Raw genomic sequence first — 17,973 nt, 5'->3', positions numbered from 1 at the left:
TTTAACAATAAATTGAAATAAATGAATGCAACCAAAAGTCTAATTGCCATCATTTTATTCATTCAATAATTTCATTTTAGTCCGTTCGTTATTTTCATGTTAAAATAAATTGCTTTAAAATCAGTGTATTGCAAATTGGCATGCTGCTTGCTCTTTACCGTTAGAGCGATAGTGCTAACTGAATTTACTTCGAACTCGGCGAGTGGATTTGAAAAGGAAAATATAATGAAACCAAAATTTAATAAGCAGCGAGCAGTACTGCTAGCGGGAATGGTGTGCTTTAGCGCTTTCGCAACAGCGGGCTTAAAAGTTAGCAGCTTAGTTAACGACATCAAATCTACTGTTGAGCCAGGTTCACTCGGAACTTCACAATTAGTTAAAACCGTTAATAGTTTAGTGGGTCTGAATAATGAAGTGATTATTCAGGGGGCTGAAATCAGTATCTTAACTGAAGTGATTAATACGCTTGGCGGCGTGATAACACATGAGTTGCCCCTGATAAACGGGATTGGCGTTCGGGTAAGTGACGCACAGCTAGTTTTGCTGAATCAGTTGACTGACATTATTACTATCAAAAAGAACGAAGCCGTTTATACATCCAGCGCATTGGATCACTGTTTAGTATATGGAAGTCACGTAGCAGAGCTAACCAATAGAAGTATTCGCTGGAACTTGTATAACGCCCGTGACATGGAAGCTAACATGCAAAGCATGTCTTTCAAATGGCCTGAAGAGCTGGGACATATCTATTCTGTAAAAGTGAACGGTGCCACTGTTTACTGGCGCTTGTACAGCAAGAAGACTGGTGAATTGTCGATTGATATTAAGCGACTCAAACGTTTTGCCAAACTAGATTCGTTCGAAGGCGTAACGGTTGAAGTATCTTTTGCCAAAAAAGGCGTGAAAAATTACCAACAACGTGATTTTTCTTTGGATGTTCAATTCAAAGAGGGTTGCGATCGCAGCCTAGTGAAGGGGTACGACACCCAAGCAAATGAAGGTGATAGCAACAGTTATTATGTGAATAACATTGGTGCTGACGAACTACATGATCGTGGCATTACAGGTAAAGACGTTACCGTTGCTGTTATCGACAGCGGCCTATGGGCTACGCATAGCGCGTTAGGGAATGACACGGCGAATAATACACGTATTAAAGCGGCATATGATGCTTTAGAAGATACGGAACTGAACGTGAGTAATCTTACTGATGAAAACAGCCACGGAACTCACATTACAGGTATCATTGCCAATAGTGACCGTGCGGTCGTAGACGGCCAAATGCGCAGTTATTATCAAGGTGTTGCACCGGATGCAAACCTAGTGGTCGTAAAAGCCTTTTACGAAGACGGTCATAGTACTTACTTAGACGCATTACGCGGCCTACAGTACATAGCTGATAACCATGAAGCGTTAAATATAAGGGTAGTAAACCTTTCCTTTGGTGCGCCGCCTCGTTCAAATTACTGGGATGATCCCATTAACCAAGCGGTAATGGCATTATGGGAAAAAGACGTCATTGTGGTGACATCAGCGGGCAATACAGGCCCAAGTGCAATGACCATTGGCGTACCTGCAAACGTACCTTACGTAATAAGCGTGGGGGCAATCAGCGATAATTACACTCAGGACAATGCAAATGATGACACCTTGCTTTCGTTCTCATCTCAGGGCCCAACTCACGAGGCCTTTATAAAGCCTGATATGGTGGCACCTGGCGGCCATATGTTTAGCTTAGCGAACGAAGACATGTATGTGCCTGCTAAATACCCTCAGTATATGGTTGGTAAAGACCGCTTTATCATGTCCGGTACGTCACAAGCTTCAGGTGTGGTCAGTGGCGTAGTCGCGTTAATGTTACAAGACGATCCAAGTCTCAGTGCGAACGATGTGAAATGTCGCTTGATGACCAGTACGACTATGGCTCAAGTGAATGGCAAACTGGCTTACAGCCCATTTCAACAGGGCTCAGGCAGTGTTAATGCAATAAAAGCCGTAGATTCCAATGAATCAGGTTGTGCGAATAATGGCATGGACATAGCGGCCGATATTAGTGGCGACCAACATTATATGGGCGCAGCTCGAAAAGATGAAAACGGCAACTACTACATTCAAGGGTTTGAGTTTGAAGTTTGGGAAGAAGCTTTCATGTGGGAAGAAGCCTTCATGTGGGAAGAAGCTTTCATGTGGGAAGAAGCTTTCATGTGGGAAGAAGCTTTCATGTGGGAAGAAGCCTTCATGTGGGAAGAAGCTTTCATGTGGGAAGAAGCTTTCATGTGGGAAGAAGCCTTCATGTGGGAAGAAGCACACATGAACCAAGAAAACTTCATGCTGCAAGAATAACGACCTAGTTCCCCAGAGGTATGCGGTAAGCCTCTTATCACTTTGAGCCTAGGTTCATAGCGATAAGAGGCTTTTCTATTTTTAATAATTAAAAATGCAACATTCTTTCCTTTCTGCTTAAAGCGTAATTCTTGAGCTTAATTGAACCGATAACTGCGGATTATGGCGCTATGAGAGGTTGCCAAGCTGCTGTATCTGTTGGCAATTCTACAGCGATGGGGTAGTCTGTTTTTTAAAAAATAATAAGTCACTGCACGCATATGGTCATGAGTAAGGTATTTGGCGTTCTGTTTTTCTTCACGTTCGCTATGGGTATTCACGCTTCTGAAAGCCCTAATTTCAGTTTTACGTCCGCTGAATTAAACAGAGAATTATCGCAAAAAACCGTACGCCAGATTTATCAGGACAGTACCGGATACCTGTGGATCGTCACGCAAGAAGGCCTCAGTCGGTACGATGGTTATCAGCTCCTTAGTTTTGTACACGATCCGCGGCAACCGAACTCCCTCGGTTCAGATAATGTACGCGCAATATTAGAAGATGAGCAAAAAAGACTATGGATTGCGACTGATGGTGGGGGACTGAATCTTTTTGATTCAGCCAAGCAGACCTTCACCGTCTGGCAAGATGCTAAAGACTCTGGCCAGTCACCATTATCAAACAGACAGCAATCTCTTTATCACGACGCAGAAAATTACATCTGGATAGGTTATCGCGACGGTAACTTTAGTCGGTTCAATCCCCAAGATATGACATTTGAACATTTTGACACCCGTGCTCTGTTGCCTGAGTTGGACAAAGACGCCGCGGTCATGTCGCTAGTGGAAGATGGCAACTGTATTTGGTTGGCGACCGACGGCAATGGCCTACTCAAATTAGATAAAAAAACCAGAACGCTGACGCGTATTCATGCAGGCTCAAACGAACCACTGTTCAGTGACAAATTAACGCAAGTTTTCATTGATGTTCAGCAACGCTTGTGGATAGCCAGTCACGATGCAGGGGTAAGTATGTTGGACCCTCAGCGCACTAGGTTTACCACTTGGCAACATGAAAACGAGCAGGCAGGTAGCCTTGCGGCAAATCTAGTACATAGTATTTATCAGGATCAACGTCAGCGAGTGTGGTTGGGTACTGAGTCCGGTGCAAGCTTGTGGAACGGGCGTAACATGTTTACTACCTACACCACAGAAAACGGATTGAACGACAATAAAGTGCTGTCGATATTGCAAGATCCTTCTGGGTTAATGTGGTTTGGAACGTTCAACGGGATCACCAAAAATATAGAAGTGCCCTTTGAGCATATTACTAAGGGCTTGGCCAATAATGTTGTACTGGGATTTGCGGAAACGCAGTCATCAAAAGGGGAGCGTGCTATTTGGGTGGCGACTTATGGTGGCTTATCGCGATTAAACGCCCAAGGCGAAGTGCAAGATGTTATTAATAAAGACAGCACCCCTGCATTACGTGATGCCAGAGTGATGACAGTGCGTGGTGATAACAACATGCTGTGGTTTGGTACCCGAGGTGGTGGACTGGGGCGTCTCAATGTCGATACTCAGCACATTGATTATTATGTGCATGATCCTCAAAATCCGAAAAGCCTGAGTTTTAATGGTGTCACCAGTGTCTTTCCTGACAGTGCCGGCAATATTTGGGTCGGGACATTCGGCGGCGGGCTTAATTACTTGGCGGCAGGCAGTGAAGAATTTGTGCACTATCGCTACGACGAAAATGACCCACGCAGCCTCAATAGCGATCGTGTGCTCGCTATCTACCAACTTCTTGATGGAACCATAGTGGTCGGCACGGTTGCGGGCATTAATATGCTTGATCCGGTATCGCTGAATTTTGATCATATAGAGCATCAACCGAACGACTTCGATAGTCTATCTGCACCTATGGCGTGGGCTTTTTACCAGGATTCAAAAGCACAACTTTGGGTCGGTACTCAAGGCGGCGGCTTAAACAAGTGGTCTGCGAGTGATATTGGACAATTACGAAATCACTTTACTCGTTTCGACGGTTTCAGTGGGCTACCCAGTAGTCATATTTACGCTATTTTGAATGATAAAAATGACAACTTATGGCTGAGCAGCACGGCGGGTTTAACGCGGTTGAACCCAGAAAGCGGCAAGGTTCGTCATTTCGACACCTCACAAGGGCTCAAAAATAGCGAGTTTAATTTCGGCGCGGGGTTCAAAGACAGTCAAGGCGTCATGTATTTCGGTGGCAATGAAGGCGTTGTGCGTTTTCACCCTGATGATATAAAAGACAACGATGTCGTGCCGCCTGTGGTATTGGTGCGCATTAAAAAGCTCAATGAGCAAGTGTGGTTCGATGTCCCTTACCAGCGTCTACAAAATCTGGAGTTGGATTACACAGATTATTTCATCTCGTTTGAATTTGCTGCTTTAGATTATAACGCGCCTGGCCTAAACCAATATAGATACAAGTTAGAGGGACTTGATCCTAGTTGGATTGAACTGGAGCACAGACGCTTGGCTACCTTTACTAATTTGCCCCCAGGTGAATACGTTTTAAAAGTACAGGCTAGCAACAACCAAGGCTTGTGGAATACCCAAGGGGTTGAATTGCCCATATCTGTGTTGCCTCCGCCATGGAAAACCCTTTGGGCCTACAGTTTATATTGCTTGATAGCGCTGCTAATTATCCTCAACGTTATATGGCGATATCGTAGAAAACGGCAAAAAGAACTGCAACAACTCATAGAGTTGGAAGAAAAAGTTGCCGAGCGTACCAAGGAATTAAGTCATGCTAATAGCCAGCTTGAGCAAGCAGTAGTAGAGACCGAAAAAGCCCGTAGACTCGCTGAACAAGCCAGTAAAGAGAAGAGTGACTTTTTAGCTATTATGAGCCACGAAATTCGTACTCCAATGAATGGCGTCTTAGGTATGACCGAGGTCTTATTAAGCTCAGATCTGAAACCAAAACAGCAGCACTTTGCCCAGCTGGTGTACCGATCTGGCAGGCTATTGTTGGATTTACTTAATAACATTTTGGACTTTTCAAAATTGGAGGCGGGTAAAGCGACGTTGGAGTCAGTGCCCGTTGACCTAGAAGCACTGATAGAGGAAGTGTGCGATCTGTTTAGTGAGGCTGCGTACAACAAAGGTCTCAACATTAACGCCATTTTATCCCCTGAGCCTTTGCCGCAGGTCTACGGCGATCCTGCTCGCTTGCGCCAGATCATCGCCAATCTAACCAGTAACGCGATCAAATTTACCGAGCGTGGAGAAGTCAATGTCAGTATCAGGCGAGTCGCCTGTCATGATACTGAACATGAGGGTAACAACAAGTACAGCGGATTCGCATTTTGCGTACAGGATACCGGCATTGGTATGGCACCAGATCGCCAGCAAAAGGTCTTTGAAATGTTCACGCAAGCAGATGCGTCAACCACACGTAAATACGGCGGAACAGGCCTAGGCTTGGCTATCTGTAAGCAGCTTACTGTGCTTATGGGGGGGCAAATAGGCGTGCAATCCAACATTGGGGAAGGCAGTCGCTTCAGTGTTAAGATTGATTTACCGCTTTCGGACACCTCATTGATCCAACCTGCGCCAATATTAGCCTGTCCAACTGTCTACTTAGTTAATTTAAACGGTGGGTTGGGGCATGCGATAGAAACCATGCTGAGTAAATTAGATATCAACTTGGTGCACGTGCAACGGGTTAAATCTGAACTTGCTTCCGCCAAAAAGGGCTTATGGATCAGCCAAGGTGAATACCAGTCGTCTATCCAAGAAGCGGGCATTCCTTTGGATAATTGGATTTGTCTGGTGCCGACTTCCCAATGGCAGGAGAACGACACGCGCAATGTTTTGCCTCTTCCGGTGCATTTTAGAGGCTTGCATAAGAGTTTAAATAGAGCGCTGGGCATTGAAAACATCCCGTCGAGTCGAGCTGATGACGAACATCGCAATCATCAGCATTTTTCTGCCAATATTTTAGTGGCAGAAGACAGTTTGACCAATCAAGAAGTCGCCAAAAGTATGCTCGGGCTATTGGGGTGTGAAGCCTGGTTAGCTGACAATGGTGCCGAAGCAGTAGAGCAAGTGAACTTGCAACAACCTGATTTGGTGTTGATGGATTGTCAAATGCCCGTCATGGATGGTTACGCTGCGACTAAAGCTATTCGCCAGAATTGGCCGAATATTCCTATTATAGCGCTGACCGCAGGCATGGGCGATAACCTGAGGCAACAGTGCTTGGACTCCGGCATGAACGATGTCATGTCTAAACCGTATTCATTGCAAGAATTAGAGCAAACGTTATCGCGCTTCTTGGAAACGCCTGTTGCTAAAGATGGGCTAATCACAGATGAAGACCCACCTCACGATGCACTTAAAGAGACTGATGAGACCCAAGAGCAACTCGCGCTGTTAGACATGTCGACTGTGGATACGTTACTCAATATTTCTCGAGATACCGGTAACCCAGTGTTTGCGAAAGTACTTGATGCCTTTACCCAAGAGGCGGAAAAACTGGTTGAGCAATTGGCCCAACTATCACAAACAGCGCCGTTAGATCTAGCCGTTACCGAGGAAATCGCCCATGCACTTAAATCGATGTCCGGTAACTCTGGCGCGAAGGCCTTATACGAATTGTGTAGGGAGTTAGAGAGCAAAGTAAAGAATAATGAAGTACAGGAAGTGCTTTCGTTAGCCCAGCGTATTCAAGCGACTTTTATCATCAGCTGCGAAAAATTGGAGACGTTCAGACATGTCGATTGAGGGAAAGGTTAAGATTCTAGTCAGTGATGATGATCTCACAGCACGGATCTTAATGAGGGAAACACTCGCCAGTGACACCATTGAAGTGCTGGAAGCTGAAAATGGTAAACGCGCGATAGAGCAATTTGAAGAGCATAATCCTGCCTTGCTGTTGCTAGATGTTTCCATGCCTGAAATGAACGGTTTTGACGTCTGTGAATATATTCGTAAGCATAAAAATGGTAAGCACATCCCCATCATTATGGTGACGGGCTCAGATGATATTGATTCAATCCATAAATCCTATGCGGTGGGCGCCACAGACTTTATCGCCAAGCCGATTAAATGGCCCATTTTGGGGGAGCGAGTTAAGTATATTTTACGCGCTAGTCAAGCGTTCGCTGATTTAGTCACTCAACAACAAGAATTGCATCAGCTAGCGTTTTATGACTCGTTGACAGGGTTGCCCAATCGTCAATATTTGATGCAAGATTTAAAGCGCTTTTTAGCTATGGCCAAGCGCAACGAGTATCAAGCCGCGATGCTGTTTATAGATTTAGACCGCTTTAAGCGAATTAACGATACCATGGGTCACAGCTATGGTGACAAGCTGTTACGCAAGGTCGCACATCGCTTACAGGCTAATTTACGAGACAGTGATACATTTGCGCGCGTTGCCGCTGAAAAAAACAAGGAAGCCCCTCAATTATCTAGCTTTGGTGGTGACGAATTCACTATTTTCCTTAGCCGTTTGAATGATCCAAATGAAGCCATGCTGGTGGCGGAGCGGGTTATTCGTAGTTTCAGTACGCCATTTCAGTTAGAGCAATACGAAGTGGTGGTAACCCCCAGTATTGGCATTTCGACATTTCCTAATGACGGTGAAGATGCTGAAACACTGCTAAAAAATGCTGATACTGCTATGTATTTTGCCAAGCAATCTGGCCGCTGCTGTTACAAATTTTACCAAGACTCCATGAACTCTAAAGCCGCGGCACGCCTGCAATTAGAGCAAGATCTTCGACAAGCACTAAAAAGTAACGAAATCGTACCCTTTTATCAGCCACAAGTGTGTGCCAAAACGGGGCGCATTGTTGGGGTTGAGGCGCTTGTTCGTTGGTTACCGTTAAAGGGAGGGATTATTCCTCCTGATGAGTTTATTCCTATTGCTGAAGAAACAGGCCTTATCAATGAACTGGGAAGACTCGTGCTTGAGCAAGGGTGCTATCAAGCCAAGCAATGGTTAGATTCAGGTCACTCAGTGCGTATGGCCATCAATGTATCTGCGCATCAATTTAGGCAGCTCGATTTTACCCAAACGGTTGCAAAGGTTTTAGCCCAGAGTCAGCTTCCTCCCTCGTTATTAGAATTGGAGTTGACAGAGTCGGTGATCATGAGTGACGCCGAGGAAAACATCGCCCGTCTGGTTGAGCTTAAATCCCTTGGGGTTTCGCTTGCCGTAGACGATTTTGGGACAGGGTACTCTTCGTTGAGTTATCTCAAGCGTTTTCCAATCGATATTCTCAAAATAGATCGCTCTTTTATGTGTGATGTAAATTCGGCCCCAGATGATGTGGCGATAGTGGAAGCCATTTTGGCGCTGGCTGAGAGCTTAACACTCGGGGTTATCGCCGAAGGTATAGAGTACAGCAGTCAAATTACCATCCTCAAAAACACCAGTAATTTACTGTTACAAGGCTATCTATTTTCTAGGCCTGTGGCGGCAGATTATATTGGTCCTTTGCTTAGCCAAGACTTTACGTATCTGATGTCAGAATTATGATGAAAATGTCTCCCGCCTTCGCCCAGCTAGCAGATGAATTTGAGCGTATCCAATTGTTCGTGGATAAACCAAATACAATACATATTCGAGAGCTAAAAAAGCACACTGCCAATACTGAATTTATGTTTGATATTGCGCCACTTAGCCTAGCCGTCACCGCGATTAAAAGTGATCAATCAGCACCTTTGTTAGTGGCATGTGATAGTGAAGATCATGCAATCGCATTAACTGACAAATACGAACTGCTCGAGCAAGACGTTTATTGGCTAACCGCTGACACCGTAGCCTTGCAAGATACTCAGCCCGTTCCTGGGCATATATTCGTTGATTGGCGAGCAAGCGGTGTATTAGCGATGATGCTTTCACTGTTGAGACAACAAGCCAGCATTAGCCAAGATAAAGTGTATGTTGAGCATAAACTAAACCTGTTGTCAGATTGTTTAGGAGATCTGTCGTTAACCTTAAATGCCAGTGGGGAAATTAAAGATATTAACCCTGAGTTATTGTCTATGCTGGGAACCAAAGGGTTATCAGCTATAGGGCAAAATTGGCTTAGCAGCTTGCATATTCCCTCTTCTACAGCGAAAAAGCGCCTGCAGCATATATTGTCTGACTTAGGGCTTACGCATTCCATGACGCGTCTACCGCCATTTCCCATTCAATTAGACAAAACCGTATTGATGGTAGATGGGTTTGTCGGGCCGTTACCCAATGATGAAACCTTGCTCATTTTGCGCGAAGTGGCTCAGTGGCAAAGCCAAGAATGGGTTGCTCAGTTGAGTGAGCAAAGTACCCCTGTCACCTTGCTGCTGATTAATCCTGACGAATTTGCAGAGCTTAATCGTGTTCATGGGCGTGAAATTGGCGACGAGGTGCTCAAAGAAGTGATGCAGTCTATTTCGGCTGTATTGAGAGGCAATGATTTTGCCAGTCGTTACAGTGGGGCTGTGTTCGCTGCGCATTTACCTGAAACAAACGAAAAACAGGGCCAGATCCTCGCCACAAGGATGTTACAGAGCCTGCGTTCTATGTCATTTACAAGTAAAAAGCTGAAACTAGAATTTAGCCTAGGCTTAGCGTCGTTAGATTCAGAAGAGCAGTTAGGAGAACAGTCACCGCTGGAATTATTTCGTCGAGCGAACGCAGCGCTACAAGCTGCGCGTAGCATAGGGGGCGGTAAACTTGTCAGTTGGCAACCACAGTTTGACGCCAATATTTTAGCCAATCTTGACCGTATGAGCGGTAAGTTCTCACAAGCACCCAGCGATGATTTCAGATTGATGAACTTGCAGTGGGATATTATTCGCCTTATTGGTAATACCCATTCTTTAAAGGATTTTTCATCCCAAGTCTGTCAATTACTGGCCAGCGGATTACAGAGCATGTTTGCTGGTCTGTATATCCAACAAGGTGAAGCCTTGTCATGTTTATCACATAGCGCAGCCATTGCGGACATCGAGGTTCAGCGAATACACCAGTGGGTAAATAGTAATATAACGAATTCTTCTACGCATGAGCGTTTAGCGCAGCCAATAACAGATTTATCTGACTTTCAATGCGCTGTTATCCCATTGGAAACCAGAGCCCAATGCTTGGGCTTTTTAGTGGTTTGCTGGACGCCAAATGGGAAGGAAAACGCACACAAATGCGCTGAGCAGTTAGCGCAAGTGACTCCTAACTTAGCGGCTGCTATTGACCGTATTATGCTACTTGAACAGGATGAAAATCGCCGCGTTGTAGCAGACAAAGATCCATCCCCAGAGCATGAATTGCTATTTGAATCAGCAGCAATGCGTACCTTAATGCAGCAAGTACAACTAGTCGCTCCCACTGACGCGTCTGTGCTAATCATTGGGGAGTCTGGAACAGGAAAAGAGGTCATTGCTCAGCAGTTGCATAATCACAGCCTGCACCCTGATAAGCCGTTTATCACGGTTGATTGCTCCACCATAGTCGAGCATTTAATTGAAAGTGAGCTATTTGGTCATAGAAAAGGTGCCTTCACTGGGGCAACAACTGACCAACCAGGCAAGATTGCCCAAGCAGATGGCGGTACACTTTTCTTGGATGAAGTGGGTGAACTACCGCTGGACATCCAATCAAAATTACTGCGTTTTGTTCAGGAAAAAACCTTTGTTGCGGTAGGTGACCAACGTGTCAGAAAGGTTGACGTGCGCTTAGTATTGGCCACAAATCGCAATTTGCCAGACGAAGTAGCACAGGGCCGCTTTAGAGCAGACCTTTATTACCGTATTAATGTATTCACCCTTAACTTGCCAGCATTGAACGAAAGAGGGGATGATCCTCTGCTCTTGTGTCGGCATTTTTTGCGTAAGTTTAGCCGGCAATACCACAAAGATATTTTGGATTTTTCTGCCACTGCCATAGACAAGCTGAGCGCATATACATGGCCGGGTAACGTGCGAGAGTTACGTAATTGCATGATGCGTGCGGTCATACTTTGCGCCGGTGCATATGTGGAGCCTGAGCATTTAATTTTGCAGGAACAGGGAGACGATGTCTCGTTAAAAAGCAGTGCCAGTTCATCTGCTCAGATGCCAGATTTACTCACCGCAGGGACTAAACCTGATAGCGTGACATTAGAGCAGGTTTCGGCGCTGCTAACACAAACAATTGCCTTTGCATGTCAACAAAATCAACTGTTCTCAATCAGTGGTTGGTTGGAAAAGCAGTGGTTGAATCAGTGCGTAGTAAAGTGGGGCAGTTTATACCAGGTCGCTTTGCAGCTTGATCAATCAGAATCGACCATCAGGCGGCGCTATGCCAAGCTGAACAAACAGGATTTTGATCATCTCGATCTCGCTGAGTTAACTCTGCTATGCAGTCGAATTTTCACCGAGATACTTGAGCATAAGCCGCACAGTGCTTCGTGGCCAGTAATTGAATCTTCATTGCAGCAACTGGTGTTACAGCAAGATTTGAGTCAGCAACATAAAGCCAAGCTGCTGGACGTCACTCAGCCCACGTTACGCAAAATCATTCAGCAGATCCAAACGGCTGTATGATCTGAAAAGAAGTGACTTGAAAAGAATTGATTTGAAAAGAAGTAACCTGAAATGAAAGTGAAGTACAACTATGGCGCACTTATGGGCATTGCACTTTCATAGCACTTTCATAAGAAAACGCTCGCACATGCTCATCGGTCACGTGCATATAGCATGGCTATGCGCCTTGAACTTACTACATCAGGCCTTTCAACTAATTCTCGGCGTGAAATTTGCTAAAGCCCTTCCTATTGAAAACCAGCTAACGAATAACAGACAGCGACGGATAGTTGCTTAGGGGATCGTATTCTGACATTCGTTAGTCGCTACGCGCTATTTAGTGCGTGTAAGCACCCCGTCGATGTTCATTCTATGCTCGGTCAATACACACAATATCTACTTAACAACCTTAAATGGAATGCCGAGTGTATCTGCTTGGCTACACGCTCAAGAGGAGTGAAAGCATGATCAGCCTGCGGGAGATCAAATTTTTAGTTAGCGGTCGCTTAAAGGCGTTTGCTGCGGTTTTGTTGATCGCGACTGTGACCACAGCAGCTCAGGCCGCGCAACGCGTTAGCGAAGCGTCGACAGCAAGATTAACTGCTCAATTATCTACCCAGTTAACGGCGCAACTCATCGATGGCGAAAGTGTACCTGCTTACAAAGCCATTGCTCTGAAAGGTCTGGGGCCTGAAGGTGGCACAGTCGATGTTAAACTGCTCAAAGACGGCACGACGGTAACTATGGCCAGAGCGCACATAAACACCCAAGGGCAGTGGCAAGTATCACTTGCTCAGCAACCTCCTGGAGGGCCTTATCAGTTCCTTATTAGTGACGGTGAACAGACCCAGTATCTGCATGATATATACGTGGGTAATGCTGAGCCTAGTATGCGAAATCCAAAGGGGGACATTATTCTATCCACCCGCTTAAACGATAATATGTTACTTCAACCCGGTGAAAAAATTAACGTTGGTGGCCTTGCCGAACCAGGGCGAACCGTTGATCTAAAGCTGATTAAAGAACAAGAAACCTACACGATGGCCAGGGTGCAAGCAGGCAGCAATGGTCTGTGGCATGTGAGTATGCCGGGACAGAAAGCTGGCGGCCCATTTAAGTTGACTGTTACTGATAGCACACACTTTAAGACCGTAAACGGTATTATTATTGGCCATGCAGATGTGAAGAAAGTCACACCTGTTAAGCCAGACGTTGCCGTGGCCAAGGCTGACGCTAAAAACAACGTTATTTTAAGAGCTAATCCAAGAGCTACTCCAGATAAAGCGCCAACTCAGGGAACTGAAAAAGTGTCTCTGGATAATGCTAGTACCACGCGCGAATCCACTGCAACCGTGTCAGATGTGGCATTGGCGAACAAACCCAAGCGCCCAGTAGAGCCACTTCAATCCGTCACTATGGATAAAGAAGAAGCCAAACCTGTGCTACCTTCAACTTCACCTTCACGTTCAACTCCGCCTTCAACTTCTACGCCTGTGAAGAGTGAATGGCTGCAACCTCAGTTTGATGATTCCCAGTGGCCGCTCATGAATCTAGCGTCTATGGAAGGGGCTGCTACAGGTGAAACTCTGATCGCTCGAAAGCACGTGCACTTCGCAATTGACCCAGAAGTGGTGAGTTTAAGTGTCGGAAAGGCAAATCAAATCAAGCAGATTTACATCAATGGAAAGGCACTCAATAGCCAAGATTGGCAGTATAATCCGTTAAAGATTGCTATACCCAGTGAGCTATTTCGGTCAGGCGACAATGTTATCGCCTTGGTGTCTCACCAACAATGGGACAACACCCAGTTTATTGGTAAATCTGCTCGGTTTAATCTCAGTATTGACCAATTCAGTCTAGAGCTGTCCAGCAACTGGAGCATATTTCAAGCGGGGAAATAAGCCGGGCTGTACCCTATTTTAAGTGCCGTTTTTATCATCGCTGAACACTTCAACGGCGCTTATGGCTCAGTCACATATTATGTAATGCTATTGTTGGCTCACCTTTTAATGTGACTAGGTGTAATTTAATTTAACCCCTTTTGGCGTTGTGCGTCGTTACTCCATTAAACAATAGGAGAAAAGCGATGCACACAACCCTTGATTCAGCTTCACCTCAATTAACACATCCTTCCCTTCAAGTTATGGCGCGTGTAGCGGGCAGCCTGCTAATAGCCAGCACCGTAACTTTTGGGTTATTTGTGGCGATGCAAAAACTAATCGAAAACAACGCAACCGGCGTGACGTCAGTGGAGGCTTTGCCGATAATTAATCTTTATCAACAGTTTGAAGAAAATCCAGTCATTGAAAAAGTAAGACCTTTACCTAAACCGAAGCCTGTTCCTATTCCCACAGAGCAAACCAAGCCTCAAGAAGAAGCGCCTGATAAATCCGCGCTAATCTCTAAGTACGTGCCTGATATCACTATTGCTGGGCCATCAGGCCCAATTGACACACAAATAACGCTGGATGAAGGTGAAGCGCGTCCAGTGGTACGAATAGAGCCTAAATATCCACCTCAAGCCGCTCGCGATGGTATCGAAGGGTGGGTGAAATTGACGTTCTCTATCGGTACGCAAGGGCAAGTTATAGATGTGCAAGTGATTGATGCCCAGCCCAAAAGAACATTTGATCGCGAAGCCAGAAGAGTATTGGGGAAATGGAAGTACAAACCGCAAATCGTAGCGGGCAAACCACAGCAACAAAATGGCTTAACGGTGGTACTCGATTTCAAACTATCCCATTAGCGCACGCTCTGGCATAGTAAAAGTGATATACGACCGTTGAAAGAACGTATTTAGAGGGAACGCTATTGACGATTAACTTAGCGCTGAAATATTGGTTTAGTCAATCAAACAGTAATGAACGTTTGATGCGACGATATGCCGTTTCAGGTGACCAAGGCGTATTAATCAAACTCTATGATGCTTGTGGAGACGATTTGTATCACTTTCTGCTGACATTATCGGACAGCACCTTGGCAAGAGATATTAGTCAAAAGACGTGGCTCAAGGTTATTGAGAAAAGACATTTATATCAGGACACAGGGCTTTTTAAAGCCTGGTTATTTACCTTGGCGCGAAACCTGTTGATTGACGAGTATCGCGAAACAAAACGTTTGGTGTACGAAAGTGCGCCAATCGATAGGGCAGCTGCTCCTGCTATCACATCATGCTCACTGCTAGCGCGCTTTGATGGAGCGTTGAATTCGCTAGCGTTTGTGCAGCGAGAAGCTTTTTGTTTACAACAAGAAGGGTTCAGCATGCAAGAAATTGCGCAAATCACCCACTGCGGTCAGGAAACCGTTAAGAGTCGACTGCGTTATGCCAAAGCATCGCTGCGCGAGCAATTGAAAGAGGGGTTAGGACACAAGCATGTCTGAGCAAAAAGAGAAACACAATCAAAATGAATTAAACGATTCGTCACTAGCGAGTTTATACCAAGCGCGCAAAGCACAGATCAAAGCGCCACCAGCAATTAAGCGCTCTACGCTTAACGCCCAGCGCTCTGGGTTTCAGAATAGGCACGTTTGGCAACGCCTCGGAAATGTTGCGTTAGCCGCGAGTACACTGCTTCTAGTGCTGATCACGTTCTGGCACCACAGCGCTTGGGATGATTCATCACAGGTATTTGCTAATAAAACATATACCCAGGTCACGTTGCATTCATTAGCTTCAACTAAACAGTCGGAGGCGATTTCAGAACGTTTTGCCACGCATTACGCTGACTATTTAGCACAGCGAGAAGTATTGGTTATGCACCACCAAAAGCATGCTGTGTTAGCCCAAGTAAGCGACGGCTGGCAACTGCAAACCTGCGACGCGCAAATTGTCAGAGTTTCTCAACGTTTAATCGATGCTCTTCGTAACATTCAGCAGATTGAAGGTCGGTTTCATCAGGGGGACTTTGTCGACGTACGGTTCGGCAAAAACGGGATTATTCTCGGTATTGAACGCAGCATGCAGAGCATGCACTGCTGAGTTTCGCATTTCGTTATCAAATTTTCATTGAAAGTCTTTCTGCATTCTGCTGGTTTTTCAATATAGCAATGAAAGATAGTATTTCATCACTGACTGAGGCAGACCTGTTGCGGCAACTTGAAGTGACAGACGCTGCCTTTAAACCCAATGAAATATCTCAATAGAAAGGACATGACCATGCTCACTTTGATCGTAAAATTTGATGTAAAGCCCGAACAACTCGAAACGTTCAAACAGGTTTTAAACGATAATAAACTAGGTTCACAGAACGAGCCGGGGATGCTGGAAATGCGTTTCTTTGAGGGTAAGGATTCACCAACGACCATTTTTGCTTACGAGCGCTGGGCAAGTGCTGAAGCTCACCAAACGCATGCGAATCAACCGTACGCAAAAGCGCTATTTGAGCTGGCTGAAACGGCTCTTGCGTCGCCCTTGGAAGTGCTAAATTTAAAGGATACTCATCCAGCGCCATTGCATGAAAGCAACCCTAAGCAGGTGCAGCCCCAAGATGAAGTCTTCAGTATCTTTTTTATATTTAAGATTAAGCGTGAGTATCGAGAGCAGCTGCTTAAACAATTTTCCAGTCACATTGTGCATACGAGAAGTGAAGAGCCAGGAAACTTAGTGTTTGACTTATATATTATCGAGGGGCAAGACGACACCCTAGTCGTATATGAGCATTGGCGTACAGAGTCTGACGTTTGGGATATTCATTTTAATCAGCCTTATGCCATCGATACCGGCAAGCTGTTAGAGCAAGCCATAGTGGGCGACATGAAACAATACATGAATTTCGTCAAGGAGTTTTAGGGTTACTAAGTACGCTCTAACCCCGAATCTGCAGTACAAAGTTGTGTGTCATCGAGTGTGACTTCCTATTGGCCATAGCCGAGTTATTTAACTCTCTATGGTCTTTTTTGTGCTTAATCTTTATGCCATGAAAATTGGACTAGGTCTTCGAGCTCTGATATAAAAAGCTTACGGATCAGTGAGCTAGGTATCTGCGATGGGTAGGCTAGGGATCATGAAAAGCCGATTATTTTAATAGGGATATTATGCAATTATTAGTTAGAGTGTTTTGTACTTTGCTGTTTATCGCAACGATGAACGCACGTGCTCAAGACGCCGTACCCAGTCAGCAATCAAGCGAGTTGGCTCAACAAGAGCTAGATCAACAAGCGCTAATCCCCCAAGATATAGAACAGCAAGAATACATAAAGTGGGCCAATGCGTTATGGGACTCTATGGAGCCGCAAACAGGTAATATATCGCTACCTGGGGATGTCGCAGAGCTAAACGTGCCAGATACATTCTATTTTTTAAACGCTGCGGATTCTCGTAAGGTATTGGAAGATATATGGGGCAATCCACCAGGCAGTGCAGAGACCATGTTAGGGATGCTTTTTCCAACAGGCGCGACTCCGTTTGAAACAAGCTCTTGGGGCGTCACTATTGAGTATGAACAAGATGGTTATGTCACAGACGACGATGCCGACGACATCAATTACGATGACTTGCTAACTCAAATGAAAGAAGATACCTCACTCAACAGTGAAGAGCGCGTTGCACAAGGTTACGACGCTATATCATTAGTAGGCTGGGCTGCGAAGCCCTACTACGATAAAGCGTCGAATAAGTTGCACTGGGCCAAAGAGATTAAATTTGGTGATGCGCCGGTAAATACGCTTAATTACAATATTCGTGTGTTAGGCCGAAAGGGAGTTTTAGTACTGAACTTTATTGCGGGCATGGATCAATTGCCGCTGATCAATCAAAACCTCGATAGTGTGCTGGCTATCGCTGACTTTAAAGAGGGGTCAAAATACGCTGACTTTAACCCAGATATAGACGATGTGGCAGCATATGGGATTGGTGCGCTGGTGGCTGGCAAAGTGCTTGCAAAAACGGGGCTAATCGCGGCTGCATTGATATTTTTGAAGAAGTTTGGGGTGATCATCGTTCTCGGGCTCGGGGCGTTTATGCGAAAACTGTATAAAGGCCGTAAATCAAAAGCACAAGAAAGCTCTGATTCCTCCGCCGAAAGTTGAGTAAGCTTTAATTAAAAAAACGCTGCCAAATGGCAGCGTTTTTTGTTTATACCTTTGTGGATAAGATACTTTGCAAATT

Annotated in this window: 10 protein-coding genes; all 10 read left to right on the top strand. The window is 45.3% G+C overall.

Annotated elements, in window-relative coordinates; translation table 11 throughout:
* The first annotated feature begins 225 nt into the window (after window positions 1-225).
* The 10 genes from AC0VYA_RS17885 to AC0VYA_RS17840 all read left to right on the top strand — a co-directional run bounded on the left by AC0VYA_RS17885 (window position 226) and on the right by AC0VYA_RS17840 (window position 17,894).
* Window positions 226-2,343, top strand: coding sequence for a S8 family peptidase (locus AC0VYA_RS17885; protein WP_475489169.1), 2,118 nt, complete (start codon window positions 226-228; stop codon window positions 2,341-2,343).
* Between the two features lie 260 nt (window positions 2,344-2,603).
* Window positions 2,604-7,100, top strand: coding sequence for a hybrid sensor histidine kinase/response regulator (locus AC0VYA_RS17880; RefSeq protein ID WP_475489168.1), 4,497 nt, complete (start codon window positions 2,604-2,606; stop codon window positions 7,098-7,100).
* Window positions 7,090-8,862 carry a two-component system response regulator gene (locus tag AC0VYA_RS17875; RefSeq protein ID WP_475489167.1) on the top strand — a complete coding sequence of 591 codons (1,773 nt, stop codon included), beginning with the start codon at window positions 7,090-7,092 and terminating at the stop codon, window positions 8,860-8,862. The genes AC0VYA_RS17880 and AC0VYA_RS17875 overlap by 11 nt, the downstream gene beginning before the upstream one ends.
* Window positions 8,859-11,888, top strand: coding sequence for a sigma 54-interacting transcriptional regulator (locus AC0VYA_RS17870; protein WP_475489166.1), 3,030 nt, complete (start codon window positions 8,859-8,861; stop codon window positions 11,886-11,888). Before AC0VYA_RS17875 ends, AC0VYA_RS17870 begins: the two co-directional genes overlap by 4 nt.
* Window positions 11,889-12,331: 443 nt before the next feature.
* Window positions 12,332-13,768 carry a DUF1533 domain-containing protein gene (locus tag AC0VYA_RS17865; protein ID WP_475489165.1) on the top strand — a complete coding sequence of 479 codons (1,437 nt, stop codon included), beginning with the start codon at window positions 12,332-12,334 and terminating at the stop codon, window positions 13,766-13,768.
* Window positions 13,769-13,953: 185 nt separating this feature from the next.
* On the top strand, window positions 13,954-14,613 hold the full coding sequence (locus AC0VYA_RS17860; RefSeq protein ID WP_475489164.1) for a TonB family protein: 660 nt from the start codon (window positions 13,954-13,956) through the stop codon (window positions 14,611-14,613).
* A gap of 125 nt (window positions 14,614-14,738) precedes the next feature.
* Complete coding sequence (locus AC0VYA_RS17855; protein WP_475491090.1) at window positions 14,739-15,248, top strand: sigma-70 family RNA polymerase sigma factor; 510 nt, start codon at window positions 14,739-14,741, stop codon at window positions 15,246-15,248.
* Window positions 15,241-15,846 carry a hypothetical protein gene (locus tag AC0VYA_RS17850; RefSeq protein WP_475489163.1) on the top strand — a complete coding sequence of 202 codons (606 nt, stop codon included), beginning with the start codon at window positions 15,241-15,243 and terminating at the stop codon, window positions 15,844-15,846. The genes AC0VYA_RS17855 and AC0VYA_RS17850 overlap by 8 nt, the downstream gene beginning before the upstream one ends.
* A 177-nt stretch (window positions 15,847-16,023) precedes the next feature.
* A complete protein-coding gene (locus tag AC0VYA_RS17845) occupies window positions 16,024-16,656 on the top strand; it encodes a putative quinol monooxygenase (protein ID WP_475489162.1) in 633 nt (210 codons plus the stop codon).
* A 245-nt stretch (window positions 16,657-16,901) separates the two neighbouring features.
* Complete coding sequence (locus AC0VYA_RS17840) at window positions 16,902-17,894, top strand: DUF2167 domain-containing protein (protein WP_475489161.1); 993 nt, start codon at window positions 16,902-16,904, stop codon at window positions 17,892-17,894.
* The last annotated feature ends 79 nt before the right edge of the window (window positions 17,895-17,973 follow it).

This window comes from Paraglaciecola sp. QJM3NY_14 (assembly GCF_056173245.1).
This window is presented reverse-complemented; position numbering and strand designations above follow the sequence as displayed.

What these genes read in the sequence shown, in the direction of transcription:
- AC0VYA_RS17865 (WP_475489165.1), top strand. Translation starts at nt 12,332, where the DNA reads ATGATCAGCCTGCGGGAGATCAAATTTTTAGTTAGCGGTCGCTTAAAG.
- AC0VYA_RS17860 (WP_475489164.1), top strand. Translation starts at nt 13,954, where the DNA reads ATGCACACAACCCTTGATTCAGCTTCACCTCAATTAACACATCCTTCC.
- AC0VYA_RS17845 (WP_475489162.1), top strand. Translation starts at nt 16,024, where the DNA reads ATGCTCACTTTGATCGTAAAATTTGATGTAAAGCCCGAACAACTCGAA.
- AC0VYA_RS17880 (WP_475489168.1), top strand. Translation starts at nt 2,604, where the DNA reads ATGGTCATGAGTAAGGTATTTGGCGTTCTGTTTTTCTTCACGTTCGCT.
- AC0VYA_RS17840 (WP_475489161.1), top strand. Translation starts at nt 16,902, where the DNA reads ATGCAATTATTAGTTAGAGTGTTTTGTACTTTGCTGTTTATCGCAACG.
- AC0VYA_RS17870 (WP_475489166.1), top strand. Translation starts at nt 8,859, where the DNA reads ATGATGAAAATGTCTCCCGCCTTCGCCCAGCTAGCAGATGAATTTGAG.
- AC0VYA_RS17875 (WP_475489167.1), top strand. Translation starts at nt 7,090, where the DNA reads ATGTCGATTGAGGGAAAGGTTAAGATTCTAGTCAGTGATGATGATCTC.
- AC0VYA_RS17885 (WP_475489169.1), top strand. Translation starts at nt 226, where the DNA reads ATGAAACCAAAATTTAATAAGCAGCGAGCAGTACTGCTAGCGGGAATG.
- AC0VYA_RS17855 (WP_475491090.1), top strand. Translation starts at nt 14,739, where the DNA reads ATGCGACGATATGCCGTTTCAGGTGACCAAGGCGTATTAATCAAACTC.
- AC0VYA_RS17850 (WP_475489163.1), top strand. Translation starts at nt 15,241, where the DNA reads ATGTCTGAGCAAAAAGAGAAACACAATCAAAATGAATTAAACGATTCG.